We start from the raw sequence: 26556 nt of genomic DNA on the forward strand, positions 1-26556 counted from the left end.
GCCCTATGCTCCTGCCATCTTCCCGGGATTGAAGATGTCGGAGGGATCGAATTTCAGTTTCAGCCGCTGCGACAGCAAGGCTACAGCTTCCTGCTGTGGCTGAAAGGCAGCCGTCATTGATCGCATCTGTTCGGATGCGCGGATGAGCGTGGCGTGACCGCCGCCCAGCGCCTTGATGAAACGACGCAGGAGGTCGGCATCGGCATCTGCCTCCATCCGCATCCAGATCAGCCCACCTTGCCAGTCGTAGAATGCATCGACCCCAGCCTCAAGCCGAAGTGCCGCGACTAGCTGGTGACCGACGCTTGGGGCTACCGAGACACGCCAGACCGGTCGCGGCGTGCCGTCGGCATAAGGAGCAACGTCGCGGATGTCTTTCCAGAGGCGAACACTCTCGCTTTGTTCCAGCCGCGCGACGGATCCGAACCTTGCCATGGCCGCGGCGAGCTTGGTTGCCCTGGCATCGACAGAGCCGGGCAGGCCCTCGATCCGCAGACAGGTCGCCTCGCCTTCAGAGAGCGTGCTGTCGAGAAATTTCCAGGAGACGGTCATCGGCAGGTGCGCGGCGCCGGAGACTTCGACCGGCAAGGCCATCGCCGCCGCCATGGCGTTGGCGGCTTCGGCATCGTTCAACCCGGAGACGACGATCGTCGCTTCGGTTCGTGGTCGCGGTGGCACGCGGAACGTCACTTCCGTCAGGAACCCCAGCGTGCCGTGTGAGCCGGCCATCAACTTGACGAGGTCCAGCCCGGTGACATTCTTCATCACGCGGCCGCCGGCCTTGATCACCTCGCCCCTGCCGTTGATGAAGCTGACGCCAAGCAGGCTGTCGCGCGCCGCCCCTGCAACGAAACGGCGCGGGCCCGAGACGTTGGCGGCAAAAACGCCACCGATCGTCGGTTCGCCTGCCGTTCCCATGATCGGCCGATGGTCCATCGGCTCGAAAGCCATCATCTGACCGTTCTCCGCCAGTGCGGCTTCGATCTCGGACAACGGTGTTCCCGAGCGGGCAGTCAAAACCATCTCGCCCGGATTATAGGCCGTGATCCCGCCGAGATTGGACGACCGCAGGCGGCTTTCCGCAACCACGGCGTTTCCGAAACCGGACCGGGTGTTGCCGCCGCAGATCGCGAGCGGCTTGCCTTCCCGCGCATGGCTGCGGACGATTGCCGCAGCCTCTTCGTCCGCCATAGGCAATAGGTCGATCATGCGGCTGGGCGCCCCTCGAGCGGGAAGACTTTGGACGGATTCAGGAGCCAGGCCGGATCGAAGGCGGCACGTGCTGCCATCTGCTGCGCCAAATCCGCTTCGGAATACTGATGGCGCATCAGGTCGCGCTTTTCGATGCCGACGCCATGCTCGCCGGTCAGGCAACCGCCGGCATCGACGCACAGCTTCAGGATTTCCATGCCCGCCGCTTCCGCGCGGGCGGCATCTTCCGGATCGTTGGCATTGAAGAGGATCAGCGGATGCATGTTGCCATCGCCGGCATGGAACACGTTGGCGACGCGAAGCCCATAGCGATCGATGATTTCAGAGGTTTTCATCAGCACATAAGACAGCTGGCTGAGCGGAACGGTTCCGTCCATGCAGATATAGTCCGCAATACGGCCGGTTGCGCCGAAGGCCGACTTGCGGCCCTTCCAGATCAGCGCCGCCTCGGTTGCCGACTGGCACTCACGGACGGTTTTCACGCTGTGCCTGCGCGCGATTTCGACAATGCTCTTCAGCATGTCGTCCATTTCCGCTTCCGACCCTTCGACCTCCACGATCAATAGCGCGCCGACATCAAGGGGATATCCGGCCTTGGCAAAGGCTTCGCAGATTTCGATTGCTGGCTTGTCCATGAATTCGATGGCGACGGGAATGATCCCTGCCGCGATGATGTCGGCGACGCAGGACCCCGCCTCTTCGGAGGTATCGAAGCCAAAGAGAACCGGGCGCGCGCCCTCGGGCTTGGCGATCAGCCGAACGGTCGCTTCCGTGACGATCCCAAGCTGGCCCTCATGTCCGCAAACGAGGCCGAGCAAGTCGTAGCCCGCCGCATCGAGTGCCTTGCCCCCAAGATCGATCACGATACCATCCATCAGCACCATCCTTACGCCGAGCAGATTGTTCGTCGTCACTCCGTATTTCAGACAGTGCGCGCCGCCGGAATTCATCCCGATATTGCCCCCGATCGTACAGGCCAGCTGGGAGCTCGGGTCGGGAGCGTAAAAGAAACCATCCGCCGAGACGGATTCCGAGATATTCAGATTGGTGACGCCTGCCTCGACCACCGCCACGCGGTTGGGCAGATCAATTTCGAGAATGCGGTTCATCTTGGATACGCAAACCACCACCGCATCCTCCTGCGGAATCGCTCCGCCCGAGAGCGACGTTCCCGCACCGCGCGGCACCACCGGGACGCCATAGCGATGACAGTATTTCATGACTGCGGCCACTTCCGCGGTGGTCCGCGGCAAGGCAACTGCCAATGGCATCCGGCGATAGGAAACGAAGGCATCGGTCTCGAACGGCATCAGCTCGCGCGCCTCATGCACCAGGCATTCCGGCGGCAGCAGGTCGATGAGATCGGCGACGATCTGCCGGCGGCGGGCAAGCACATCGGCACGCGGGGCGAGAAACGAAATAGTGTCGGACATGGCTCTCTCCCTTCGCTGGCGGCAGCGAAAACCGGACGCCTCCTCCGCGCTGCCGGCTCAATCGGGCTTAGCACTTTCCCCATTATGGCGCAAATGCTAAGCACTTATTCCAAAAGGACAAACAATCAAAGCACATGACCAATCTGGGTGACCTCGAAATTTTCGCAAAAGTCGTTTTGATGGGGAGCATGTCGCTCGCCGGCAGGGCGCTCGGGTTTTCGCCGGCCGTGGTTTCCAAACGCATCAAACGCCTGGAGGACCGGTTAGGCACGCGGCTCCTGCAGCGCACGACGCGGCAGATTTCGCTGACCGAGGCCGGCCAGGGTTTCTACGACCGTGTGCTCGGCATTCTCGCTGGCATCGAGGAGGCCGAATACTACATTTCCGGACGCTCGGCGCAGATGCAGGGAACGCTGAAGGTGACGGCGCCGACCTCGTTCGGACGCACGCATGTCGCCCCGCATCTGAAGTCCTTCATGGACATGCATCCCGGGCTTGCGATCCATCTCGTGCTCAGTGATGAATTCACCGACATCGTCGGCGAAGGCTTCGACCTTGCGATCCGCATCGCGGAACTGACGGACTCAAGCCTAGTCGCGCGGCGACTTGCGCCCGTGCGGCGCCTGCTTTGCGCATCGCCGGATTACCTTGCCGCCAACGGCACACCGCAGACGCTCGAAGACCTCAAGCAACATCGCTGCCTGCCCGCGCACAACAACGATGCCTGGCGGCTCGAAGGACCGGAAGGGCCGCTTTCTCTGCGGCCAGAGGGGATGCTTGTGACGAATTCCAGCGAGGTGGTGCGAGAGGCTGTCATATCGGGGCTTGGCATCGCGCTGCGCTCCACTTGGGACATCAGCCGTGAGCTCAAGGACGGCCGGTTGGTGCACATCCTTCCCGCCTATGAAGGATCGCGCAATGTGACGCTTTCCGCGGTCTATCCGAGCCGCCAGTTCCTGCCGGCCAAGGTGCGGTTGTTCATCGACTATCTCGCCGAAGTTTACGGACCGGTCCCCTATTGGGAACGCTAGAGCCTTCAGGGTTCAATTCGCCAGTCTCTCGATTACGAGATCGAGAAGTGCCCGCAGGCGCGCCTGCCGCTTCATGTCCCGGTGATAGCCGACCCAGGTGTCGCGTCCCGGCGGAGCTTCCCCGAGGTCGACCGGCTCGATGTCAGGGATTGAATCGCCAAGAGGTCGCGGCAGAACCGCCAGGCCGGCACCGTTTCTGCAAAGAGTTGCCTGCACATCGCGATTGTTGCTGCGCATGGCGATCTCCGCCTTCGGCAGAAGGCGCGTCAGCCATGCGACATCTGGCGTGCCGCCAAAGGCCTCGTCCATCGTTACCAGACGCGCGCCTGTGCCGTCGCCTGCTTTTGGATGCTCCCCGCCTCGGCCGACATACAGCCGGTAGTCAATGTGGAGCAGCTTGCGCGATATCACCTCCGGCTCGGTAAAAGGTGCGATCCGAAAAACGACATCCGCTTCTCGCCGGGAAAGGCTCAGCAGGCGGCTATCGGTCAGCAATTCAACGACGATATTCGGGTAGCTCAGCGAGAATTCCGCAAGCACCGGTGAAAGCACGTGTGCACCGAACCAATCCGATGAGGACAGGCGCAGGAAGCCACTCAGTTGGCGGTTCTGCCCGGCGAGTTCTCGCTCAAGGCCAAGTGCTTCCTCTTCCATGCGCTCGGCACGTGCGAAGACGGCGGCGCCCTCATCCGTCAGAACGAAGCCGTCCGCCGTCCGCTGAAAGAGCGTCTGGCCGAGCGAGATTTCCAGCGCACGCAGGCGACGACCCATCGTCGGCTGCGTCAGGCCGAGGCTGCGGGCGGCAGCACCGAGAGTGCCTTGGCGCGCAATCGCCAGGAACAGCTTGAGATCACTCCATTCCACCATCTATCTTCCAAACACAAATGCATGAACTTCATGCAATCTCTTTCATTTCCATTCGCATATCAACGGCGCATTTTCCGTCCCATACAGACGAAAGGAAAGTTGCATGTCTGCGACAACGATGAAGGCGCTGCTGATTGACACGCCGAAAGGCGATTTCCGTTCAGCAGAGATCGCCAGGCCGACGCCGCGTGAAGGTGAAGTGCTGGTCCGGATCAAGGCGAGCGGCGTCAATCCGCTGGACACAAAGATCCGCGCCGGCAATGCCGCCCATGCGCGCCATCCGTTTCCGGCCGTTCTCGGCATAGATGTGGCTGGTGTCGTCGAGCAGGTCGGCCCCGGCGTCACCGCGTTCCATCGCGGCGACGAGGTCTATGGCATGACCGGTGGCGTCGGCGGCATCCAGGGCTCGCTGGCTGAATTCGCAGCGGTCGACGCCAGGCTGATTGCGCCGAAGCCCCACAACCTCTCAATGCGGGAAGCAGCAGCCCTGCCGCTGATCGCAATTGCCGCCTGGGAAGGGTTGGTCGATCGCGCCAACGTCGGCAAAGGCCAGCAGGTTCTTGTCCTCGGTGCCGGCGGCGGCGTGGGGCACATTGTCGTACAGGTGGCGAAAGCCGCGGGCGCCAATGTGTTTGCCGTCGATGGTGCCGCCAAGGCTGACTACCTCGCAAGCCTCGGAGCAATGCCGATCGACTACAGGATAGAGACCGTGACGGACTATGTCGGCAATCACACGGGCGGCAAGGGCTTCGACATCGTCTACGATACCGTCGGCGGCCCCGACCTCGATACTGCCTTCCAGGCGGTCGGCCGGTTCGGTCACGTCGTCAGCGCACTCGGATGGGGCACACACGCGCTTGCCCCGCTATCGTTCAAAGCGGCGACCTATTCGGGCGTATTCACGCTGCTGCCGCTTCTGACCGGCGAAGGGCGAAGCCACCACGGCGAGATCCTGCGTGAGGTCGGCACGCTCGTCGAGGCCGGAAGGCTGATGCCGAGGCTGGACGCGCGCCGCTTCGGACTTTCCGATGTCGCGGAAGCGCATGCGTTGATCGAAAACCGTCAGGCAAACGGCAAGCTGGTGGTGGAGATCGCTTGAATTCACAAGGTGCGGCGTATGCTCGCCGCACCCGTCTTACCGCGCCAGATCGAGATAGGCGCTTGCCACCATGGCATCGATATCTTTCGGCACCGGAACAATGCAGCTCTCGGCGCCGACCTCGCACCTGGCAACACGTTCGAGGCAGCGCGCCTGCAGCGTGAAGCCCAGGTCCATCGACTCCACGGAATTGCCGAGCGGACGGGGACCGGCGAGGTTCGCCATATGCCCGCCGCCCAGAATATGGAAGCAGCGACCATCCTTCAGGTGCAAGGTCTCGATATGGTCAGCCTCGTAACGATCGATCCGCACTACGTCGGGGTAGTGCCGGAACGCGGCGACGTCGATCTCATGCGGGAAATGTCCGCCATTCATCAGGATGGCACCATCCTTGATCAACGGAAGATCCGCTGCGGTGACGATACCGGGGAGGCCGGTGACGGTGATGAGCACGTCGGCGGAGGCAATCGCCTCGTTGCGCAGCGGCGTGGAAAACCCGTCGAGATGAGCCTCCAGCGCTGTCACCGGATCGATATCGACGACGCTGACGCTTGAGAACGCGTTGCGGAAGCAGGCTGCGGTTCCCTTCCCGCAGGCGCCGTAACCGAAGACCGTCACGCGCTTGCCGTTGGTGGAGCGGTTGGTGAAGCGCATGTAGCTTTCGAAAAGGCTCTGGCCGACGGCATGTCTGTTTTCGGCAAACTGCTTGATCGGGCTATCGTTGATGACGAGGATCGGCATGTTCAACTTCGCCCGCATCGGCAACAGGCGCGTGCGGCCCGACGTCGTCTCCTCGGTGCCGCCGAGGAGACTGGCGTAAGGGGCCTCGGCCGCGATCGCGAAGAGGTCGCCGCCATTGTCGAGCAGCAGATCCGGCCTTTCGGCGACAACCGCCTCCAGGCTCTTGCGGTGCGCGACAGGGTCCGTCGTCTGAGTCGCAAACATGGTGATCCCCTGCGCACGGAGAAACTCGACGGTCGAAGGCTGTGTGCTGTTCAGATTGCCGGTGCAGACGAGTCGAGCACCGCCGGCCCTCAGCGTCATCAGCAGCGCCACTGTCTTCGGTTCCAGATGGATACCGGTGCCGATGGTCAAACCGCCGAACGGCTGGGTTTTCTCGAACTCTGCAGCCGTTGCCTTCAGCAATCGGCAGCCGTTGCCAATCCATTCGATGCGGGTTGCGTCTCTCTGCATATCCGTGTCCTTCTGCTCTCAACGCAGTGTTAGACCCGGCAGCAGCTTTCGACCATGGAGATAATTCTTCGCAATAGGGCAGAAAATCTGCCCTATTGCGCGGACGCGTCGGAACGGAGCAGCCAGTCGCGAAGCGCGGTGAAGGCGGGTTTCTTCGCGTCGGTGGCGCGGCAAGACAGGCTATAGCCGGCCGGTCGGCGAATGAAGCCATAGGGTGCTGCGAGCACATTGCGCTGCAAGTCATCCTCAATGGCGGCGCGAGGCGCGAGCACGACACCCACACCCGATCGCGCCGCCCCGAGTGCGAGGAGCAAATCCTCGAACTCCTGCTTGCGCCGGAACGTCACGGCCTGAGTGCCGCTTTCGGCAAACCATTCCTGCCAGAGGGTTGGCGCGCTGCGGCTGACGAGAGCGGTGATCTCCACCATCCGAGCAGGATCGTCGGCGATCATTTCCGTAAGACCCGGCGTGGCAACGGGACCGAAATCATCCTCCATGAATTTGACTGCCGTTATGCCGGTCGCCGACCGGTATTCACCGCCCATGATGACCGCGTCAAGCTCCGGATGCAGCGACAACGGCTCGACGATCGACATCGGCACGATATCGACGTTAACGCTTCCGAGTTCTGCCTGCATATTTGCAAGCCGCGGCATCAGCCACCATATAGCAAAGGCCGAGGGCACGCCGAGGCGGATGCGGCGATGCTCGCCGCCCGCAAATTCCGCGGCGGCACGCTCCAATACAACCAAGGCCTCGTTGGCCGCCTCCGCGAACCGTGCCGCCTTCGCGGTTGCAGCCAGTTTTCTCCCGTCGTGCGCGAACAGTTTCTCCCCGAAATAGTTCTCCAGGATGGCAATCTGCTGACGCACGGCGCCACGCACGACACCAAGTTCCGCGGCAGCGCCAAGAATGCTGCCGTGGCGACAAACGGCTTCGAAGGCGCGGACCGCTTTTAAGGGAGGAAGAAGCATGGTTACCACAGTATTGACATAACAGTGCACGACATGACGCCGTCATTGATTGAAATGCAAGACGGGCCCATATTGAACGCCTGTGCAATGGCGGAACCAGGACAGTATTTGGCGGATCTTCCGAACCGTGGAGATCAAATCCCGCTGGAAAACTTGAAACACGTATGGATTGCGCAAGCTTTCCAGTGGATACTAATATAGCGACTTCAAGGAGCTGAACTTAAAAGGTGACCCGACCGTTGACTCTTCTTTCCCGCCTCGCTTCAGACGTACAGCTGATGTTCAGACGCCCTCCGCGTCAACAGTATGCTGCGCTTTGTTATAGGGTGAAGAAGAGGACAAGCGAGGTCGAAGTACTTTTGCTGACGAGCCGCGATACCGGGCGGTGGATTATTCCCAAGGGCTGGCCGATGGACGGGCGTACAGCCTACGAGGTCGCCGCCCGCGAAGCTTTCGAGGAGGCCGGGGTACGTGGGACGGTCGAGAGCGATATACTTGGCACCTATTCCTATCCGAAGGTCTTGAAGAATGGGCTCAGCGTAACCTGCAAGGTTCAGGTTTACACACTCGAGGTCGCCAACATCGCCAAGAATTTCAAGGAGAAAGGCGAGCGCAAGACCGAGTGGGTTTCCTGTGACGAAGCTGCGAAACGGGTTTACGAGCCCGAGCTTCGGGAGATCTTTTTGCTCTTCAAGCGCCGTATGGCGGAGCAGCTTGCGGCAAGGATGTTGAAACAAATTCCAGCGGAATGATACTGCCATCTTGCGCTGCTAAACTTGGCGACGTTAAAGCAGGACTGAACGCCAAGGAATAGCATGCCCGACCGACCAGCCGTCCTCACCAAAAGAACGCTCGACAAGGATCTCGACAAGCTTACGCATGTCGAGGATGCGACGAAATTCGTGTCGCGCAAACTGGTGGCCCCTGGCCTCGGGCTGATCTTCCTCGGACTGGCCATGCTTTTTGCCGGCGTTTACGTCTTTGACCGGCCAAGCGCGGTGCTCGTGGTCGCGGCGGCGGCGCTTGCCGCCTATATGGCCATGAACATCGGTGCGAACGACGTCACCAACAACGTAGGCGCCGCCGTGGGTGCGCGTGCGATGACGATGGGACAAGCGCTTGTCATCGCAGCAATCTTCGAAATTCTCGGCGCGACGGTTGCCGGCGGCGAGGTGGTCAAGACGATCTCCTCAAACATCGTGGACGCGGTGCAGGTGCCGCCGGGGACGCTCAGCTGGATCATGATGGCGGCATTGATGGCCGCCGCTTTATGGATCAACCTCGCGACCTGGATGAACGCGCCGGTATCGACCACGCATGCGATTGTCGGCGCGGTGATCGGCGCGGGTATCGGCGCGGTCGGTCCCGAGCCGGTGAACTGGCGGGTGATGATCGAGATCACGTCGGCTTGGGTGACCTCCCCCCTGTTGGGCGGCGTGATCGCCGCCGGCCTCCTTTTCATGGTGAAAACCCTGATCATCTACCGCGAAGACAAGATTGCCGCAGCGCGACGTTGGGTGCCCATCCTGATCGCGATGATGGTCGGCGGCTTTTCGTCCTACATGATGCTGCAGCTTCAAGCGCCAAGCGAATTCTCCACGCTGACCATCCTCCTGTTCGGGGTCGCGGCCGGCTTCATCGGATGGGCCGCGGCGCGGTCATTCGTTCTACGGCAGGCCGTAGAGCTCGAAAACCGTAACAGCTCGCTGCGTGTGCTGTTTCAAATCCCGTTGATTGGCTCAGCTGCGTTGCTCTCCTTTGCGCATGGCGCCAATGACGTGTCCAATGCCGTCGGGCCGCTTTCGGCAATCGTGCGCGCGGTCGGCGGATCCGCAGAGGGTGCAGTGGACCAGCCTCCGATCTGGGTGTTGCTGATCGGCGCCTTCGGTATCTCCGTTGGACTGTTGCTCTTCGGGCCACGCCTGATCCGGCTGGTCGGTGAGCAGATCACCAAGCTCAACCCGATGCGGGCCTATTGCGTGGCGCTGTCAACGGCCTTCACCGTCATCGTAGCCTCATGGCTCGGCATGCCGGTTAGTACGACGCATATCGCCGTCGGTTCCGTGTTCGGCGTCGGCTTCTTCCGTGAGTGGTATACGCGGCATTCGAAACGCCGTATCGAATACATACGCCGCAGGGCAGAGAGCTGGGCGCTCGACGAACCGGAAGATCCAAACACGCACGAGGTTCGCCGCCGCTATCTCGTCCGCCGATCGCATTTCATGACGATTATCGCCGCCTGGGTCATCACCGTGCCGGCCTCCGCAGCGCTTGCAGCCATCCTCTATTGGGTTATGTTCGCGCTCTTTGTTTGAGCAGGACTTTTCAATGCGCGCCAATTTTCGGATGCAAAGGTTGTTTGTGGACGCCCCCCTCGCTGCCGGAACAACCGTGGAGACGACGGCAGATCACTTCAACTATCTCGCTAACGTGCTGCGTATGGCCGAGGGCGTCGAGTTGCTTGTCTTCAACGGCCGCGACGGCGAGTGGAAGGCGCGTCTCACCTTTCCGACGCGAAAGCGTATTGTGCTGATTGCCGAGGAGCAGACGCGGCCGCAGCCTGTTCCCTCCGACCTGCACTATCTCTTTGCTCCCCTGAAGGTCGGGCGCCTGGACTACCTAGTGCAGAAGGCAGTGGAGATGGGAGCAGGTGTTCTCCGCCCGGTGATGACCCAACACGTGCAGGGCAAGATTACTAATCTCGATAAGTTGAAGGCAAATGTCATCGAGGCGGCGGAGCAATGCGGCATACTTGATATCCCTGATGTTGCCGAGCCTGTGAAGCTGTTCGATCTCCTGGACACCTGGCCGAGCGACCGCCGCATCATCTATTGCGACGAGGGCGACGCAGGGCAGAATCCGCTGCCATTGCTGTCCAAAATCAGCGAGCGAAAGCTGGCCCTCCTCGTCGGCCCCGAGGGCGGTTTTTCCGAGGAGGAGCGCGCGCGCCTGCGCAGCTTCGATTTCATTACCGCAATCCCGCTCGGGCCGCGGATCCTGCGAGCGGATACAGCTGCGGTTGCTGCCATGGCTGTCATTCAGGCGTCGATCGGCGACTGGAATTAACCTTAGGATCGGTCGCTGCCGAAGTAGGCAGCTATTTTTTTGATGGACCGTTGAAACAATTTCACTTGCAACATACGTGGGAGCGGTCCTAATCACCCTTCCAATTGCCCGGTTTTTTCCGGGCGCTCTCCCATTGCAGGTAGACTTGAATGGCTCGCGATACCACCGACCAGACGCCACTCTCTTCGGTTCAGGAGCTGACCGATTATCTTGCTGTGGGAAGCAAGCCGAAAGAAAAATTCCGCATCGGCACTGAGCATGAGAAGTTCGCCTTCTTCCGGGCCGACAATAGCCCGGTGCCGTACTTCGGTGAGGCCAGTATTTCGGCGCTGCTCAAAGGTCTGCAGCAAAAATCCGGCTGGGATCCGATCATGGATGGCGACAACATCATCGGCCTTGGCGAGCCGAAGGGGATGGGCGCCATATCGATCGAGCCCGGCGGCCAGTTCGAATTATCAGGCGCGCCGTTGGAAACGATCCACGAGACCTGCAAGGAATCGAACGCGCACCTGGCGACATTGCGCGAGATCGCCGAGCCCATGGGCATCCGCTTCCTCGGCATCGGCGGCAGCCCCAAATGGACGCTGGCCGAAACACCGGTGATGCCGAAATCCCGCTACGAGATCATGACCCGCTACATGCCGAAGGTCGGAGCCAAGGGTCTAGACATGATGTATCGCACCTGCACGATCCAGGTGAACCTCGACTTCTCCTCGGAGGCCGACATGCGCAAGAAGATGCGCGTCTCGATGAAGCTTCAGTCTCTGGCAACCGCCCTCTTTGCCTCCTCGCCCTTTACCGAAAGCAGGCTCAACGGCCTGCTCTCTTGGAGGGGCGATATCTGGCGTGACACCGATAACAACCGCTCCGGTCTTCTGGACTTCACCTTCCGCGACGACTTCGGTTTTCATGACTATGCCGAATGGGCCCTCGACGTGCCGATGTATTTCGTCGTGCGCGACGGGCATTATCACGACTGCACCCATGTTACCTTCCGGCAGTTCATGAACGGCGCACTGAAGGGCGAAATCGCCGCCTGGGAGCCGACGATGGGAGACTGGACGAACCATCTCTCGACGCTCTTCCCGGATGTGCGCATGAAGCGCTTCCTCGAGATGCGCGGCGCGGATGGTGGGCCTTGGCGGCGCATCTGCGGGTTGCCAGCCTTCTGGGTCGGGCTGCTCTATGACGACGCGGCGCTCGAAGATGCCGATATGCTGACCAAGGACTGGACGTTCGACGAGGTCAACGCCTTGCGCGATGCCGTGCCGGCTCAGGGCTTGAGGGCAAAGTTCCGCGGGCATGAGCTCTACGAGACCGCACGTGAAGTCATCGCCGTTTCGAAGGCGGGGCTGAGGGCGCGCAACAAGCTCAACAAGGAAGGGCAGGACGAAACCATCTTCCTTTCGCCGCTCGATGAAGTCATGGCGAAGAAGGCGACCTTGGCCGAGGATCTGCTGGCGCTTTACCATGGCCGCTGGGCTGGTTCGGTAGAGCCCGTCTTCGAAGAGTATCAATACTAAAGCCAGGACCTACTAAATTCATCCGTCTGTTTGACGGCATGGGATTGGATGGAGGTAAGCAAGCGCAAGGCAAGGCTTGTAGCCTTGGCGAGCATTGCTTGCGATCAGACGGCCCATGCCGCCTAACCCGAAGGGCGAGACGGATTTTGCCCCTGACTGCTTCGGAAAGACTTGAAAGTGGTAGGGCACTTCCGACGCCTATCCTTCTTGTCGAAAACAAAATCCGTCACGCAGAATGGATGAATTTAGTAGGTCCTGACCCTAAGCCCTTCTGCAAAAAGCGGTTTGCGCATTCCTTTTTCCGGCTATAGTGACGCAATTAAGCGTTGCGAACCGGGAAGGGGATTTCCATGTTGCCACTCTTCGACATGATCATGCAGGCCCAGAACGGCGCGGCGATGGATGCAGTCTCCAAGCAGTTCAATCTTGCCCAGGAGCAGACCGCCAAGGCGATGGCGGCGCTGATGCCGGCATTTTCCGCCGGCCTGAAGCGGAGCACCAGCAGCCCTTACGACTTTATGGGGCTGATGCAGGCGGTCGCCTCCGGCAACTATGCCAAATATTTCGAGGACATGAGCAAGGCTTTCACGCCGCAGGGGATATCGGACGGCAACAACATCCTTGCGCAGCTGTTCGGCTCCAAAGAGGTCTCGCGCGCGGTGGCTGCGCAGGCGGCCCAGATGACGGGAATCGGACAGGAAATCTACAAACAGATGCTGCCCGTGATGGCCGATACGCTGATGGGTGGTCTGTTCAAGCAGTCGATGGGGCAGATGACGACCCCCGTCAATCCGTTCGTCAACACGGCGATGGGCGAAACCATCCAGAAATGGCTCGAAAGTACCGGCTTCGCGCCGAAGCAGAAGCCTACCCCCGAGCCAAGTATCTTCGACAACCCTTTCACCCAGGCCATGCAGCTGATGTTCGGCATGCAGAAGCCGGAGGCCGAGAAGACGGTCACTAACCCGTTTTTCGACAACCCGTTCGCAAAGACCTTTCAGGACATGATGGGCTCGCTTGGAAAGCCGGTCGAGCCGAAAGCAGCCGAAGCTCAGAAGGAGCAGGCGAAAGCGGAGACGGAAAGCTACATGGACATGCTGAACAGCATGTTCGACAGCGGGCTCGAGGTGCAGAAGAACTACCAGAAAAGCATGGAAGCGATCTTCGAAACCTATATGCCTAAGACGCCTTCCTCCACGCCTCCAAAGGCATAAAAAAACCCGGAGACGGCTGGGAGGCCGGTCACCGGGCAAGAGGCAGGGCTATTGGCTATCACCCTGCGGGGAAATCTGAGCCGGCCTTAATCCTTTCGGGACCGGAAGAGCGACTTAGGTCCACGATTGCGCGCGGAACGCGTCAGGTGCTCCGACGGATCTTCAAAGAAGGTGGACGCCAGGAACGCCGAGGTCAGATCGGCCCTGGTAAGGCCGATATCCCTCAATTGCTTGTCATCGAGATCGTGCAGCCGGTTGATCTCCATACGGTTGCGGAACACGCGCAGTACGGATGACAACGTTGCAAAGCCATTTGCGAGACGCTGGGAGAACGTCGGGGTGGTCTGGCTGCAGTCGAGTTCGAGTATCCGGTCTGTCGTGCGCATGGTTGATCCTTTCATTGGCGCGCAACAACCCACCCCTCCCGCGAGTTCGAGCGGGAAGGCATCGGGTTGAAATCGGAGCGGACAGGCAGGGTGTCTGTCCTTCACTTTGCTTGATTTGCACCCCGAAGATGCCAAACACCTATTGATCAGTCCAACGAATGTTTCTAATGATTATCATCAGAGAACTTTATGGGTGAACTCATGACCGCGCCTCTTGATATTGATCAGTTGCAGACCTTCATCGCGATTGTCGATTCCGGCAGCTTCACCAAGGCCGCCGACAGGGTCTACAAGACGCAATCGGCCGTTTCCATGCAGATGCGGCGGCTGGAAGAGCGCATTGGCAAGCAGCTTTTCATCAAGGACGGCCGCGGCAACCGCCTGACCGCCGAGGGCGAAAAGCTGTTGAACTATGCGCGGCGCATCATTCGCCTCAACAATGAGGCGATCGCGGCCTTCGACGACAATCGTCTCGAGGGCACGCTGCGCATCGGCACACCCGATGACTACGCCGACCGCTACATGCCGGAGATCATCGGCCGTTTCGCCAAGACACACCCGAACGTCGAGCTCTATATCGTCTGCGAGCCCTCCGTGGGTCTCGCCGAGCGCATGAATCGCGGCGAACTCGACATCGCGCTGGTGACACACAATCCGCGCGAGCGCATGTCGGATGTCGTGCGAACGGAACCGCTCTGCTGGGTCGGCTCGGCCAACCATCCCATCCGTGACGACGCGCCGGTGCCGCTCGCCGTCGGTCGTCGCGACTGCCAGTGGCGCCAGCTCGCCTGCTCTGCGCTCGATGCGGTCGGGCGCGAGCACCAGATCCTGTTCACCAGTTGGTCGTGCACCGTCGTCGCGGCCGCAGTGCTTGCCGGCATGGCCGTTTCGGTCATGCCAGAATCGGCGCTGCGTACGGGGATGAAGGTCCTGAGCCAGGCAGACGGTTTCCCTGCCCTGCCCCCTGTTCAGATCGGCATCATGAAGCGGCCGGGTGTGTCGATCTCACTGATGAACGCTATTACCGCGCATATCACCGCCTGCCTCGACAACATCACGCCCGCCGTCGTCGACGACAATCTCGAGCCTGAGGTGAAGAATGCCTATGGGCGGGTGCAACCCCGCCTCAAGATCGCCAACATCGTACCGAGCTGGTAGACGTCACGCAGCAGCCGGCGAGAGGAAAGCCTTGCGGATCACGCGCTTCCACTCGTCGAGAATGCGTCTGGCAAGCGAGTCCTCGCTGACGACGGCAAGGCGGATCGAGGCCCCTAGCAGGTGGCTGAACAGATAGCTACGGGCCTGCATGTCGGCTACCGAGAGTTCCGGTGCGACGCGGCGGACGGTATCCTGGAAAATGTCCGCAATCCGCTTGCTGTGCTCGATGTTGAGGCGCAGCAGATCGTGATCGGTTTCAGTGCCCATCCAGATACCGAGATAGGCGGCATCGTTGCGGTAGTCGTCATAGTGCCAGTCAATCGTGGCGGCGAGTACCTCGAGCGCATGGTCGACGGAGTGCACAGACGCAAAGGCATCGGCTATCCGCGTCTGGATCGTCAATGCCTGGCGGTCAAAGAGAGCTTTGACGATCGCGGCCTTCTCGGGAAAATATTGATAGACGGAGCCGATCGGCACCTTGGCGGCGACGGCCAGTTCCGTCATCCGCATGGCGCTCACACCCTTCTCGGCAATGATTGCTGCAGCAGCCGACAAGATGAGGTCGAGCCTCTGAATACTGCGTTCCTGTTTCGGCTTCCGGCGGAGGCCAATACGATCCAAACTTCCGACCTTCATGTCGTTCCCATTTGTTCTATTTGAAGCGACGGAGTGGTTCATGCCGGCGCCATTTGGCCGATATGACATGCAGGTCTTCACGACTCGTAAACGAGATAGATCGGATTGTCTGGATTGGGAAAAGTATAAAAAAATCGGGGTGATACGCCCCGATTTGGCCAGCTTCCGACTGCGAACTTACTCGGCTGCCTCCGGCTCAGCACTGATCGCGGCGATCTTATAGCCGTCCTGGACGCACGCGCGATTAGCATCCGCTTGGGCGCGCTTGAAGTGTGCCTGTTGATGATTGTCGCCCCGCACCACCGGAATGGTTGTCCATTGACCTTCGATAATCTCCAGTCGTATTCATTAAGAGATTCGATTGGAAGAAATTATCATGCTGACACTTCGACAGATGCGCTACTTCGATGCGCTGGCAACGACGCGCCATTTTGGCCGCGCCGCCGAAATGGTCCACATCAGCCAGCCCGCGCTGTCGACCCAGATCATGGAGATGGAAGAGTATCTCGGCGCCAAACTCGTCGAGCGCACCCGTCAGAATACTATTCTGACGCCGAAAGGCGAAGAGGTGCTGCACTACGCCCGCGCCATCCTGCATCAAGTCGACCTGCTCGAGCAGACGGCCCGAAAAGGCGGCGGAACACTTGAAGGTCTGATCCGCATCGGAATTATTCCCACCGTCGCGCCTTACCTCGTCCCGCAGTTCGTGCCACATCTGCGCAAGACATACCCCAGCGTCGAGGTGGAGCTACGGGAGGCGGTAACCGATCGACTGATGGCAGATCTTCTGACAGGGAAACTGGATGCCGTGATCGCGGCGTTGCCGCTCGACATCGAAGGCATCCAGACGCGGCCGCTCTTCACCGACCGCTTCTTCATGGCCGTGGCCGACAACGGCGAGGCGGTGCTGATGTCACCGCTGACCGAGCATGAGGTTAATGTGGACCGCCTCCTGCTGCTCGAGGAGGGACATTGCCTACGCGATCAGGCGCTCGCCGTCTGCAGCGCCGGCAAGCGCAGCCTTGTGAACTTCGGCGCGACGTCGATGGCGACGTTGCTGCAGATGGTGTCGCACGACATGGGCATGACGCTCATTCCTGAAATGGCCATTCCGACGGAGACCAGTCGCAATTCGATCCGCATCGTCCCGTTTGCCGACCCGCAGCCGTCGCGCGAGATCGGCCTCGCCTGGCGGCGTAGCAATCATCGTGGCAAGGAGATGGAGGCGCTGGCAGAGGCGATCATCGCTGTCGCCCCTGCCCCGCACGAATTGGCCGCCTGATCAGGCCAAGTTCTTCTTCAGGAATTCAACCGTCCTGCTCCAGGCAAGATCTGCAGCCTTCTTGTCATAGCGAGCCGACGACGTATCGTTGTTGAAGGCGTGGTTGACGCCGTCATAAACGAAGATCTGGAAGTCCTTGCCGTTCTCCTGCAGCGCCTTCTTGTAGGCATCGATGCCGGCATTGATGCGGTCGTCGAGACCGGCATAGTGCAACATCAAGGCAGCCTTGATGTTCGGCACATCGGCCGCCTGCGGCTGCGCCCCGTAATAGGCGACGCCGGCCTTCAGCTCCAGCGATTTGGTGGCGAAGTCGTTTACCAGCCCACCACCCCAGCAAAATCCGATCACGCCGACCTTGCCGTTGGAATTGTCGAGCTTGGTCAGATAGGCGAGCGTTGCCTCGGCGTTCGCCACCGTGGCGGGCCGGTCCAGCGCGCTGAACATCTCGCGGGCCTTGTCTTCGTTCTCGGGGGTGCCACCATTGGGCGAAAGGAAATCCGGTGCCAGCGCGATGAAGCCTTCCAATGCCATGCGGCGCGCAACATCACGGATATGCGGGTTGAGGCCGCGGTTCTCGTGGATCACGATCACCGCGCCGAGTTTGCCTGAAGCATCCTTCGGCTCGACCAGGTAACCCTTCATCTCGCCGGCACCGCCGGGATAGGTCACGTTTTTTGCGATCAGCCGTTTGTCGTCGGCGGCGATCATTTCCGCGCTCGCCTTATTGGCGGCGAGCATCGGCGCGATGACCGCGGCGGCGCTAGCCGAGCCAGCCAGTTTCGTCAGCTTATCCATGAAGCTGCGGCGGTCGAGTGTCAGATGCGTGTATTCGTCGTAGGCGCTAATCATCGCCTGCGTGATTTCCGGCTTGCTCATTTGGGTCCTCCTGCTCCCTACTTGTTGGCTTTCGCCTGCCGGGGAAGATAGGTCAGCCGCCGGTAACGCAGGAACAAAACTACGTTACTTCAAGTCGCTCAGCCGTTCGGGAAGGCCATCCAGACGGCAAGCCACAGCCACATGGCGCCGAGCACCACATAACCGGCTGCAAAGAGCGGGCTACGGTAACGGAGGTCGTTGCTGGTGACATGGACGAAGGCGTGCAGGTAGCGTAGCGCCACGAAAACCCAGGCAAGGACGACGGCAACGAGGTTGTCGGCCTCCGTGATATAGAGGAGGAAGCAGCACGCGTAGAAGAGCACCGGCAACTCGAACTGATTGGCGAGACAATTCTTGACGACGAGGCCTTCCGGTGGCTCGTCGCGATTTTCGCGGTAGTTCGAGCGGTGCACCTTTCCGACCTGCACCAATTTCTGGCGGCGATAACCGAGAAGCATGTAGAGGAAATAAACCAAGGCTACGTGGGCGATTGCGGGCCAGAACATTTCGTAGCCGGTCATGCTGTCTCTTCCTTGCGGCTTTCCGTTTGATTTCCGTGCTGTAGAGGAAAAACAGCAAGGCCGCAAATGCCCGCCACAGTTCTGCGGCGGGCGCGGCGATGTCAGACTTGAGCAATGCCGCCGTCGGCCGCGGTGAGACTATCACTCGCTCTCTTCGCGATGCATCGCGCGCACGAGGGCGAAACGGGCAATGACGATCACACAGATGGCTAGACTCGCAAACTTCAGTCGCGTCATCCACGGCAATAGGTCAGCGGCCTGATCCGTCCAGGCGCTGTCTCCGAAAGCAACCAGGCTGGAGATGTTCTCGCCGTAGTCGGAAAAGCCATAGATGAAGGGAAGCGCATAGACGAGCTTGGTCAGGGAAGGACGGATCGGGCGATTGAAGTATGAGCCGCTGGGCCTCAACCTCATCAACACCAGCAGCAGAAGTGCAGTCAAAAGCGCCGGGAAGATCAGCTCGGGACCGGCATACATCGCCCGAAGCAAATTGTTGGCGATCTCGTTCTCGCCGAGGAGTCGCTGCATCCGGCCGATGGTCAATTCGTCGTAACCGGCGAAATAGATATCGAGAACCGCCTGCCCGGTCTCATGTTTGAAGGGGACGACAAAGCCGAATGTCGTCCACGCAAGCACGCCAAGGCAGATGGCCGCGAGCAGCGCGATAATCCAGAGCGGAATACGGCTGCCCGCGTTCATTGTCAGCCGCCGGCGCTCGGATAGTTGGGGCTTTCGCGGGTGATCGTGACGTCGTGGGGATGGCTTTCGCGAAGGCCAGCGCCAGAGATGCGGACGAAGGTCGCGCGCTCCTGGAACTCCTTGATATCCTTGCCGCCGACATAACCCATGGCCGCCTTGAGGCCGCCTGCAAGCTGGTGGAGGACGCCGGAGACCGGACCCTTGTAGGGAACCTGGCCTTCGATGCCCTCAGGCACGAGCTTCAGCGTGTCACGCACTTCGGCCTGGAAGTAGCGGTCTGCCGAGCCGCGCGCCATGGCGCCGACGGAGCCCATGCCACGGTAGGCTTTGAAGGAACGGCCCTGGTAGAGATAGACTTCGCCCGGGCTTTCATCGGTACCGGCAAGCAGCGAGCCGATCATGACGGCGGAAGCGCCGGATGCGATCGCCTTGGCGACGTCGCCCGAGAACTTGATGCCACCGTCCGCGATGACGGGAATGTCCTGGGCCTGGGCTGCCTCGACGGCCGACATGATGGCGGCGAGTTGGGGAACGCCGACACCGGCGACGATGCGTGTCGTGCAGATCGAGCCCGGGCCGATACCGACCTTGACGGCATCCGCACCGGCATCGATCAATGCCCTGGTGCCTTCCGATGTCGCCACGTTGCCAGCCATGACGCGCACGGAGTTGGAAAGCTTCTTTACGCGTGCCACGGCATTGAGAACGCCTTGCGAATGGCCATGGGCGGTATCGACGACCAGAAGATCGACGCCTGCCTCGATCAAGCGTTCGGCACGTTCGAAACCATCGTCACCGACGCCAACGGCAGCAGCGGCGCGCAGGCGGCCCTGCGCATCCTTGGATGCGTTCGGGTTCAGCTGCGACTTTTCAATATCCTTGACGGTGATAAGACCGACGCAGCGACCTTCGCCGTCGACCACCAGCAGCTTCTCTATGCGATGCGCATGAAGCAGACGCTTGGCTTCCTGCTGGTCGACGCTTTCCTTGACGGTGACGAGGTTCTCGCGCGTCATCAACTCGTAGATCTTCTGCTTCGGATCCGACGCGAAGCGGACGTCGCGGTTGGTCAGAATGCCGACGAGACGGCCGGACTTTTCTACGACCGGAATGCCCGAGATGCTGTAGGTCTTCATCAGGCCCAGCGCATCGGCGAGCGTCGCATCAGGGCCGATCGTCACCGGGTTGACGACCATGCCGCTTTCGAACTTCTTGACCTGGCGGACCTGCTCGGCCTGCTCGGACGGCGTCAGGTTCTTGTGGATGACGCCAAGACCGCCGGCCTGCGCCATGGCGATGGCAAGGCGGCTTTCCGTGACGGTATCCATGGCCGAAGAGATGATCGGGATGTTCAGCTCGAAATCAGTGGCGATGCGTGTTGCAACGCTCGTCTGACCGGGCAAAACCTCGGAATGACCGGGCTGCAGGAGCACGTCATCGAAGGTGAGTGCGTCCAAACCGGTGGGCGTTTCTATGATGCGAGCCATGGCCAATTTCCTTCAATTAAGAAAATGCAACGCCTCCCGGAACGAATCGTCCGCACCGGCGGTGTGCAAGGGTTGCGTTGGAAGTTGGCGAGGGCTGGTAACACGTCTATGACAGGAAGGGAATAGCAAAAAGCCCGACGTGTCCGCCGGGCTTGGTATGGCTGCCATGCAGCGACCTCACAGATCGAACTGATAGGTCTTCGGAACGAAGCGATAGCCGTCCTCGTATGTCTCGACAAAGCCGACGGCCGGGAACGGAATGTGGTAGCCGAGGAAGGCAACCTTGTCGGCGGCGATCATGCCGAACACCTTGCGGCGCGTGGCTGCTGCCTGCGCCTTGTCCATATCGAAGCGAACCTCCCAGTCCGGTTTCTGCAGCGACAGAATATAGTGATTGGCAGTGTCACCCGTCGCCAGGAGGCGCTTGCCCTCGGATTCGACATGGAAAACCATGTGGCCCTGCGTGTGACCCGGCGCCAGCATCGCGGTGATACCGCCTGCGACTTTGCCGCCATCGCCGATGAAGGTCGCTTTCTCTGCAAGGGGCACCACATTGGCGAGAACCGCCTTGTGGCCACCTTCGGCAGGCGTGCCCTCGCGGGCCTTATCGGTCCAGAAATCAAATTCGATCTGGCCGATGACATAACGCGCATTCTTGAAAGCCGGAGCGCCACCTTCCATCAGGCCGCCGATATGATCGCCATGCAAATGGGTCAGTGCGACCAGCGTGATGTCGTCGGGCGTATAGCCGGCAGCCTTGAGCCCCTCGCGAAGCTGGCCGCTGCCGCGGGCGCGGCCGCCTTCGCCAAAGCCGGTGTCGACGAGGATGACATCCGATCCGGTATCGATCAGCGTCGGGGCATAGGTATTAACGAACTTATCGGTCGGCAGGAAATTCTTCGCGAGCAGCTCCTGGACCGTTTCCGGCTTCTGGTTAGTCCCGAAGGTGTCATAAGGCTTTTCGGCAATCGTGGCCCCGTCCTTGAAGACAGTAAACTTATAAGAGCCGAGCTTGAATTGATTGAACTGGGGCTGCGTCGTCGCATCCATCTTGGTCTTTTCTCCACTTGCGGCCATTGCGGCCGTCTCTCTCAAAATCATCGGCGCCGCCAGCAGGCCGATGCCCGAAGCAAACAAAGTGCGCCGTTTCATCCCCGACGGTACTGCCATATCCAATCCTTCCAATAACGTGCGACCTCTTTACCGACACCCCCAATGACGAACCGACCGCCGCGTTTCTTGCAGCTGGTCGAAACAAACATATGTCAATCTTGACCGTTGAAATTGCTGAGCAAGCCGTCTCACGCAGACGTGATGCAAACGTGCTTCAGAAGCGGAAAGAGAGGTTGGCAGAGCCTTTTCCGAGGACTACAGAGCACTGGCTTCCCGAGCCGCCTTCGCAAGACCTTCAAGGCATTCGCGTATGAACCGCATCGTCCCGCTGATCCTCGCCGTCGCTCTCTTCATGGAGCAGATGGACTCCACCGTCATATCGACCGCCCTGCCAGCAATCGCCAACGATCTTCACGTCGGGCCGATCACTTTGAAGCTGGCGCTGACCTCCTACATGGTGTCGCTCGCGGTCTTCATTCCGATCAGCGGCTGGATGGCGGACCGGTTCGGCGCGAAGCGCATCTTCCGCCTCGCCATCTGCGTCTTCGTCGTCGGCTCGATCTTCTGCGCAATCTCGTCTGGCCTGATCGAGTTCGTCTTCGCCCGCTTCCTGCAGGGCATGGGCGGTGCGATGATGACGCCGGTCGGTCGCCTCGTGCTTCTGAGAACGACGAAACGAAGCGAGCTTGTCTCGGCAATGGCGCTGCTGACCATTCCGGCGCTCGTCGGACCGTTGGCCGGCCCGCCGCTCGGCGGCTTCATCACCACCTATTTCACCTGGCACTGGATCTTCCTGATCAACGTGCCGGTTGGCATCATCGGCGTCTGGCTCGCAACGATCTTCCTGCCCGAGGTGGAGGCGACGGCGCCGCCGAAGCTGGATCTTATCGGCTTCCTGCTGACGTCGTTTTCGGCCGCCGGCGTCGTCTTCGGCCTTTCCGTCGTCAGCCTGCCGGCGTTGCCTCCTATTATCGGCATCACGGCGACGGCAATCGGTCTCGTCTGCGGTTTTCTCTACGTGCGCCATGCCAAACGACATCCGGCGCCGATCCTCAACCTGAACCTCTTCCGAAACCCGACCTTCCGCGCATCGACAACCGGCGGCACGCTGTTTCGCATCTGTATCGGCGCCATGCCCTTCCTGACGCCTTTGATGCTGCAGCTCGGCTTCGGCCTGACGCCCTTCCAGTCGGGTCTCATCACCTTTGCCGGCGCGATCGGCGCCATCACCACCAAGTTCATGGCTCGCCGCGTCTTCGCGGCGGCCGGCTTCCGCACCACACTGCTTTCGGCGGCAGGCGTGACGACGATCGTGACGGTCACGACCGGCTTCTTCACGCCGCAGACGCCGCACCTCGTCATCATCGCCATTCTTCTGATCGGCGGCCTTTCGCGGTCGTTCTTCTTTACCGGCGTCAACGCCCTGGCATACGCCGACATCGACGACGCGCAGGCGAGCCAGGCAACGTCGATGAGTTCGGTGATGCAGCAGATCAGCTTGGCACTGGGAGTTGCTGTTGCCGCCGCGATCCTGGAGACGTCGATCTATTTCCGCGGCGAGGCGCTGCAGGTGGCCGACTTCCACATTGCCTTCTATGTCATCGCGATCCTGACCGTCGTGGCAACCATCCCCTTCATCCGGATGGACAAGAGCGCCGGCGCTCTCGTTTCCGGCCACCGGGCAAAGCGTCTCGCCCCAGCGACGATCGAGGCGGAACAACAGGCCGTGAAGTAAGGCTATTCCGGGTTCTCACAGACGGCGCTCAACTTGTTGCCATCCGGATCGCGGACATAAGCAGCATAGAAATTGGCATGGAACGGTCGCAATCCCGGCGCGCCTTCATCAACACCGCCAGCGGCAAGCGCTGCGGCGTGGAATGCGTCCACGTCAGCACGGCGCTCGGCATGAAGCGCGACCATCGAACCATTTCCGCTCGACGCCCGCCTGCAGTTGAATGGGGTTACGATCCAGAGCCGGCAGCGGGTATCCCCATCTGCGGCATAGCCAATTTCTTCTTCGGAGTAGCGCTGGCGGCGGTAACCGAGCAGCGGCAGGACGATGTCGTAGAACCGCCTCGCCTGATCGATGTCGTTGGTTCCGAGGGTGACGTAGAGGAGCATGGTAGCTGGGCATTCCAAGTCTTGGGAGGCCGATCATCACTCAAGACCGACCCAAAGATCAAGCTTCGGGAATGTCGGGCTCCGCTTGGCGACCCTTGAAGCCTTTCGCCAGCAGGAACATTTCGACCGACTCCGCGCGCGAGGACGCCGGCTTGACGTGAACGACCTGCTTGAAATGCCGCTTCAGCATGTTAAGAAGCTCGCGTTCCGTGCCGCCCTGGAACGTCTTTGCCAGGAAGTGACCGCCCTCACCTAACACTTCGACAGCAAAGTGGGCCGCTACTTCGCAGAGGTGCATGGTGCGCAGATGGTCGGTCCGATGATGGCCGGTGGTGGGCGCCGCCATATCCGAGATTACCAAATCCGGCGTGCCGCCGACGGCCTCGATCAACTGAGCCGGTGCTGACGGATCGAGGAAGTCCAGCTGCAGGATCTTCACGCCCGGCAGTTGAGTCATCTCCAAAAAGTCGATCGCCGCGACACGGATATCCTCATCGGTCGAGCCGGTGACCTTGGCAGCGATCTGCGACCAGCTTCCGGGTGCAGCGCCAAGATCGATGATGCGACGAGCACCCTTCAAGATGTTGTGCTTCTCATCGATCTCGAGCAGCTTGAAGGCTGCGCGCGCGCGATAACCCTCGAGCTGGGCGCGCTGCACGTAGGGATCGTTGATGTGACGCTGCAGCCATTGCCGCGACGACGCCTTCATCTTCTTGTTCTTGACGCGCTGGCCGAGTTTGCGGCCGGTGCGGTTACCCGCAATGGTTGGCTTCGCCATGCTTGTCCCCTATTTGCCGCGCTGGCCGCGGCGGTTGCGGTGGCGCCGCCACACGCCGTCGTCCGCCATCATGTCCGTGAGCAGGCCTTCCCTCAAGCCGCGATCGGCAACGCGCATGCGCGGGCTCGGCCAGCGACGGCGGATCGCCTCGAGAATGGCGCAGCCTGCGAGCACCAGATCGGCGCGATCCGGCCCAATGCAGGGATTGGCGGCGCGGCTTGCGAAATCCCACGACAGCAGCTTTGCCTGCATCGCCGAGACCTCGTCATCCGAAAGCCAGATGCCATCGACCTTGCGTCTGTCATATCGCGGCAGGTCGAGATGAACGCCGGCGAGCGTCGTCACTGTTCCCGAGGTGCCGATGAGGTGGAAATCATCCGCCTGACCGACGTCGATCACAGGGCAATCGAAGCGGTCAAGCATGCCTTCCACCTCCCCCACCATGCCCTCGAAGACATCCGGCGTGACATCACGTCCGCCATGGCGCTCCGAAAGCGTGACGACGCCGACGGGAAGCGAGGTCCAGTGCGTGATGTGGTTGGCGAGGCGATTGAAGCGGTTATCACCGATGCGGATGACCGCGATTTCGGAGGAGCCGCCGCCGATATCGAAGAGAACGACCGAGCGTGTCTCGCGCCCGACAAGCGACGAGCAGCCGGAGACGGCCAGCCGCGCTTCCGTCTCCCGATCGATAATCTCAAGTTCGAGCCCAGTTTCGGCAACGACACGGTCAAGGAACTGGGCGCCGTTGCTCGCCTGCCGGCAGGCCTCGGTCGCAATCAGCCGCATACGGCGGATTTCGCGATTCTTCAGCTTTGAAGCGCAGACGCGCAGCGCATCGACGGCGCGATCCATCGCATCGTCGGAGAGGCGACCGCTTGCCGCCAGCCCCTCGCCAAGACGCACGATCCGGGAGAAGGCGTCAACGACGCGAAACTGGCCCGGTCGCGTCGGCTGGGCGATCAGCAGACGGCAATTGTTGGTGCCGAGATCGAGAGCGGCATAGAGCTCGCCCGGCCACGGGTGTTCGCCCGGGCTGCGCTGCCCGCCGTCGGATTGGCGTGCCGTACGATTGTCGTTCTGGCCGGTTCGCGATTCCGCAGGTCCGTTCCGTCCGGCCGGCACTGGCTGCTGCGGCTGGACCGCGTGTCCGACCGGCGGCTTTTCGTGCGCCAGCGGACGCCCCTGAAGGCCGCGCTTGCCGCGATGCTTGCGGCGATTGCGTCGGCTCGGCGCCGATTCGCTGTCGCCGGGAACGGTGCGTCCTGCGGTTGCGGATATTTCGTTGCTTGCCCGTTGCGGCTGCTGCACGGCTTCGCCTGAAGCGCCCGCGCCACGGCGGCGACGCTTTCGCTTGCGCGCCGCGTTGCCGGCTTCAATTGGGCGCGCCGCCTCTCCGGTATCGCCGGAGATGACATGCTGAGCGGACTGGTTCGCATTGCGGGATTGCCCGCCACGCTTGCCCTTGCGGCGCCTGGATTTCTTGCCATCCCTGCGCCCTACCGCCGACGCCCCGTTACCTTGCGGCCTTGAGCCGCCTTCGGGGTCTTCCACGTTCTTTTTCCACCGCGCCGCGCAAGTCCAAAGGTATGCAGCAGGCGCTCATTCGATTTTGCGTTGGCGCGAAGATACCAGCGCACGGCGAAATCGCCAAATTCTTTTTGGCAGGCGGGATATTAGACCTCCCAGATGGCACCAAAAACCATCCGAACGTCACGTGGATTTTTTTCGAAACAGGTATTTGCAATCCTCGATCTTTTGTTTATAAGCGCCGCACATCAGCGGAGCCGCTTCGAGCGCCGCACCTGCTGGGGAATAGTTCAATGGTAGAACAGCGGACTCTGACTCCGTCGATCTTGGTTCGAATCCAGGTTCCCCAGCCAGTC

Annotated in this window: 25 protein-coding genes and 1 tRNA gene; 11 read left to right on the top strand and 15 right to left on the bottom strand. The window is 60.8% G+C overall.

All coding sequences use genetic code 11. The annotated features are described in order from the left end of the window. Positions 1-3 precede the first annotated feature (3 nt). Together glcE and PMI09_RS21195 are read right to left on the bottom strand one after the other, a co-directional pair. Positions 4-1209, bottom strand: a complete 1206-nt coding sequence (gene glcE / locus PMI09_RS21190) for a glycolate oxidase subunit GlcE (RefSeq protein WP_007799262.1) — start codon at positions 1207-1209, stop codon at positions 4-6. Further along, a complete protein-coding gene (locus PMI09_RS21195) occupies positions 1206-2645 on the bottom strand; it encodes an FAD-linked oxidase C-terminal domain-containing protein (protein WP_007799264.1) in 1440 nt (479 codons plus the stop codon). Before PMI09_RS21195 ends, glcE begins: the two co-directional genes overlap by 4 nt. A 134-nt stretch (positions 2646-2779) precedes the next feature. Here PMI09_RS21195 and PMI09_RS21200 point away from each other — a divergent pair, with 134 nt between their 5' ends. After that, on the top strand, positions 2780-3676 hold the full coding sequence (locus PMI09_RS21200; protein ID WP_007799267.1) for a LysR family transcriptional regulator: 897 nt from the start codon (positions 2780-2782) through the stop codon (positions 3674-3676). A 12-nt stretch (positions 3677-3688) separates the two neighbouring features. Here PMI09_RS21200 and PMI09_RS21205 read toward each other — a convergent pair whose 3' ends face one another. Then, positions 3689-4540, bottom strand: a complete 852-nt coding sequence (locus PMI09_RS21205) for a LysR family transcriptional regulator (protein WP_037083703.1) — start codon at positions 4538-4540, stop codon at positions 3689-3691. Positions 4541-4646: 106 nt separating this feature from the next. Here PMI09_RS21205 and PMI09_RS21210 point away from each other — a divergent pair, with 106 nt between their 5' ends. Further along, positions 4647-5642 carry a zinc-dependent alcohol dehydrogenase family protein gene (locus PMI09_RS21210; protein ID WP_007799270.1) on the top strand — a complete coding sequence of 332 codons (996 nt, stop codon included), beginning with the start codon at positions 4647-4649 and terminating at the stop codon, positions 5640-5642. 36 nt (positions 5643-5678) lie between these two features. Here PMI09_RS21210 and PMI09_RS21215 read toward each other — a convergent pair whose 3' ends face one another. Then, a complete protein-coding gene (locus PMI09_RS21215) occupies positions 5679-6836 on the bottom strand; it encodes an adenosylhomocysteinase (protein ID WP_007799272.1) in 1158 nt (385 codons plus the stop codon). Positions 6837-6928: 92 nt separating this feature from the next. Further along, positions 6929-7810 (bottom strand): LysR substrate-binding domain-containing protein, encoded by an 882-nt coding sequence (locus PMI09_RS21220; RefSeq protein WP_007799273.1) that lies wholly within the window; start codon positions 7808-7810, stop codon positions 6929-6931. Between the two features lie 239 nt (positions 7811-8049). Here PMI09_RS21220 and PMI09_RS21225 point away from each other — a divergent pair, with 239 nt between their 5' ends. The 5 genes from PMI09_RS21225 to PMI09_RS21245 all read left to right on the top strand — a co-directional run bounded on the left by PMI09_RS21225 (position 8050) and on the right by PMI09_RS21245 (position 13613). Next, entirely contained in the window at positions 8050-8562 is a 513-nt protein-coding gene (locus PMI09_RS21225) for an NUDIX hydrolase (RefSeq protein ID WP_037083687.1), read from the top strand. Between the two features lie 63 nt (positions 8563-8625). After that, positions 8626-10125 (top strand): inorganic phosphate transporter, encoded by a 1500-nt coding sequence (locus PMI09_RS21230; protein ID WP_007799277.1) that lies wholly within the window; start codon positions 8626-8628, stop codon positions 10123-10125. A gap of 13 nt (positions 10126-10138) precedes the next feature. Beyond that, entirely contained in the window at positions 10139-10876 is a 738-nt protein-coding gene (locus PMI09_RS21235; protein ID WP_007799279.1) for a 16S rRNA (uracil(1498)-N(3))-methyltransferase, read from the top strand. Between the two features lie 149 nt (positions 10877-11025). Beyond that, positions 11026-12399: a glutamate--cysteine ligase gene (locus tag PMI09_RS21240; RefSeq protein ID WP_007799281.1), complete on the top strand. Its 1374-nt coding sequence runs from the start codon at positions 11026-11028 to the stop codon at positions 12397-12399. A gap of 350 nt (positions 12400-12749) precedes the next feature. After that, positions 12750-13613: a DUF937 domain-containing protein gene (locus PMI09_RS21245; protein ID WP_007799283.1), complete on the top strand. Its 864-nt coding sequence runs from the start codon at positions 12750-12752 to the stop codon at positions 13611-13613. 86 nt (positions 13614-13699) lie between these two features. Here the strand turns inward: PMI09_RS21245 and PMI09_RS21250 are convergent, their stop codons facing one another. Continuing rightward, the gene (locus PMI09_RS21250; protein WP_007799285.1) at positions 13700-13999 is read right to left on the bottom strand and encodes a DUF1127 domain-containing protein; all 300 of its coding nucleotides are present in this window, start codon (positions 13997-13999) and stop codon (positions 13700-13702) included. Positions 14000-14200: 201 nt separating this feature from the next. On the opposite strand from PMI09_RS21250, the gene PMI09_RS21255 reads away from it, so the two are divergent. Beyond that, positions 14201-15157 (top strand): LysR substrate-binding domain-containing protein, encoded by a 957-nt coding sequence (locus PMI09_RS21255; RefSeq protein WP_037083705.1) that lies wholly within the window; start codon positions 14201-14203, stop codon positions 15155-15157. Positions 15158-15160: 3 nt separating this feature from the next. Here the strand turns inward: PMI09_RS21255 and PMI09_RS21260 are convergent, their stop codons facing one another. Then, positions 15161-15793: a TetR family transcriptional regulator gene (locus PMI09_RS21260; protein ID WP_007799289.1), complete on the bottom strand. Its 633-nt coding sequence runs from the start codon at positions 15791-15793 to the stop codon at positions 15161-15163. A 376-nt stretch (positions 15794-16169) separates the two neighbouring features. On the opposite strand from PMI09_RS21260, the gene PMI09_RS21265 reads away from it, so the two are divergent. Further along, the gene (locus PMI09_RS21265) at positions 16170-17075 is read left to right on the top strand and encodes a hydrogen peroxide-inducible genes activator (RefSeq protein ID WP_007799291.1); all 906 of its coding nucleotides are present in this window, start codon (positions 16170-16172) and stop codon (positions 17073-17075) included. Here PMI09_RS21265 and PMI09_RS21270 read toward each other — a convergent pair whose 3' ends face one another. The 5 genes from PMI09_RS21270 to PMI09_RS21290 all read right to left on the bottom strand — a co-directional run bounded on the left by PMI09_RS21270 (position 17076) and on the right by PMI09_RS21290 (position 21828). Further along, positions 17076-17951, bottom strand: coding sequence for a dienelactone hydrolase family protein (locus PMI09_RS21270; RefSeq protein ID WP_007799293.1), 876 nt, complete (start codon positions 17949-17951; stop codon positions 17076-17078). A 98-nt stretch (positions 17952-18049) separates the two neighbouring features. Then, the gene (locus PMI09_RS21275) at positions 18050-18472 is read right to left on the bottom strand and encodes an MAPEG family protein (protein ID WP_007799294.1); all 423 of its coding nucleotides are present in this window, start codon (positions 18470-18472) and stop codon (positions 18050-18052) included. A 141-nt stretch (positions 18473-18613) separates the two neighbouring features. Next, the gene (locus PMI09_RS21280) at positions 18614-19171 is read right to left on the bottom strand and encodes a hypothetical protein (protein ID WP_007799297.1); all 558 of its coding nucleotides are present in this window, start codon (positions 19169-19171) and stop codon (positions 18614-18616) included. A 2-nt stretch (positions 19172-19173) separates the two neighbouring features. Beyond that, the gene (guaB, locus tag PMI09_RS21285; protein WP_007799299.1) at positions 19174-20658 is read right to left on the bottom strand and encodes an IMP dehydrogenase; all 1485 of its coding nucleotides are present in this window, start codon (positions 20656-20658) and stop codon (positions 19174-19176) included. Positions 20659-20835: 177 nt separating this feature from the next. Next, a complete protein-coding gene (locus PMI09_RS21290) occupies positions 20836-21828 on the bottom strand; it encodes an MBL fold metallo-hydrolase (protein ID WP_007799300.1) in 993 nt (330 codons plus the stop codon). Between the two features lie 253 nt (positions 21829-22081). On the opposite strand from PMI09_RS21290, the gene PMI09_RS21295 reads away from it, so the two are divergent. Continuing rightward, the gene (locus PMI09_RS21295; RefSeq protein WP_007799302.1) at positions 22082-23506 is read left to right on the top strand and encodes a DHA2 family efflux MFS transporter permease subunit; all 1425 of its coding nucleotides are present in this window, start codon (positions 22082-22084) and stop codon (positions 23504-23506) included. Positions 23507-23508: 2 nt separating this feature from the next. Here the strand turns inward: PMI09_RS21295 and PMI09_RS21300 are convergent, their stop codons facing one another. The 3 genes from PMI09_RS21300 to PMI09_RS21310 are packed head-to-tail and all read right to left on the bottom strand — an operon-like array spanning position 23509 to position 26224. Then, entirely contained in the window at positions 23509-23892 is a 384-nt protein-coding gene (locus PMI09_RS21300; RefSeq protein WP_007799305.1) for a VOC family protein, read from the bottom strand. A 58-nt stretch (positions 23893-23950) separates the two neighbouring features. Continuing rightward, on the bottom strand, positions 23951-24670 hold the full coding sequence (locus PMI09_RS21305; protein WP_007799307.1) for an RlmE family RNA methyltransferase: 720 nt from the start codon (positions 24668-24670) through the stop codon (positions 23951-23953). Between the two features lie 9 nt (positions 24671-24679). Continuing rightward, on the bottom strand, positions 24680-26224 hold the full coding sequence (locus PMI09_RS21310; RefSeq protein WP_007799310.1) for a Ppx/GppA phosphatase family protein: 1545 nt from the start codon (positions 26222-26224) through the stop codon (positions 24680-24682). A gap of 255 nt (positions 26225-26479) precedes the next feature. On the opposite strand from PMI09_RS21310, the gene PMI09_RS21315 reads away from it, so the two are divergent. After that, positions 26480-26553, top strand: a tRNA-Gln gene (locus tag PMI09_RS21315). Positions 26554-26556: the final 3 nt, after the last annotated feature.

This window comes from Rhizobium sp. CF122 (assembly GCF_000282035.1).
Classification (GTDB): Bacteria; Pseudomonadota; Alphaproteobacteria; order Rhizobiales; family Rhizobiaceae; genus Rhizobium.